We start from the raw sequence: 755 nt of genomic DNA, 5'->3' as shown, positions 1-755 counted from the left end.
ATTCCATCATAATTTCTTATATAGAGTTCTTTATGTTTTAAGTAAAGGTATTTTTTTATTTCCTTGTCATGATTTGCATACGCATTCAATCTCATTGAAATTTTATGTTGACGATAAAAGAATAAGGTTTCAGGAATTATGTAAACCTGCCAATTATTAGAACAAACTCTAATATAAAAATCCCAATCTTCATAACCAGTTTTCATATTTTCGTCATATCCGCCTACTTCTTCCCAGCATTTTTTTCTAAACAAAGACGTTCCGTTTGCTGCATTCGAATATAAAAAATCTTCCAAAACCTTACCGTTTGGTTTAATAACGGCAATTTCTTTTTTATCCATAAATCGTAAAACCCAACTGCTTACTACGCCTATTTCTGAATGCTGATGAAAAATTAGCAGTGCTTTTTCTATAAAAGAACTATCATATTTATCGTCTGAATCTAAGGTTAAAATAAAGCTGGAATTTGATTTTTCAATACCAAAATTTCTGGCACTAGACAAACCTCCGTTTTCTTTATAAAAATATTTAAATCTATCGTCCTTTTCAACATATTGCTGGGCAATTTGTTCTGTATTGTCTGGACTTCCATCGTTTACTATAATACATTCCCAATTTTCGTGAGTTTGTTTTACTATAGATTGTAGTGCTTCATCTAAATACTTTGCTTGATTATAACATGGCACTACAACTGTAACTTTGTCTAAATTCATTTTTGTTTTTTAAATTTATTACGAATTACATTTAGTCCTTTT

The 755-nt window shown here is 29.4% G+C and carries 1 protein-coding gene; it reads right to left on the bottom strand.

Annotation, left to right across the window (positions count from 1 at the left end; genetic code table 11):
• Positions 1 to 713 (bottom strand): glycosyltransferase family A protein (locus DIU01_RS01755; RefSeq protein ID WP_290831542.1); only part of this gene is annotated, 713 nt, incomplete at its 3' end.
• Between the last annotated feature and the right edge of the window lie 42 nt (positions 714 to 755).

The sequence above is a fragment of the Flavobacterium sp. genome, assembly GCF_003525665.1.
GTDB lineage: Bacteria > Bacteroidota > Bacteroidia > Flavobacteriales > Flavobacteriaceae > Flavobacterium.
The sequence above is the reverse complement of the archived record's forward strand: the minus strand, read 5'-3'. Positions and strand labels throughout refer to the sequence as shown.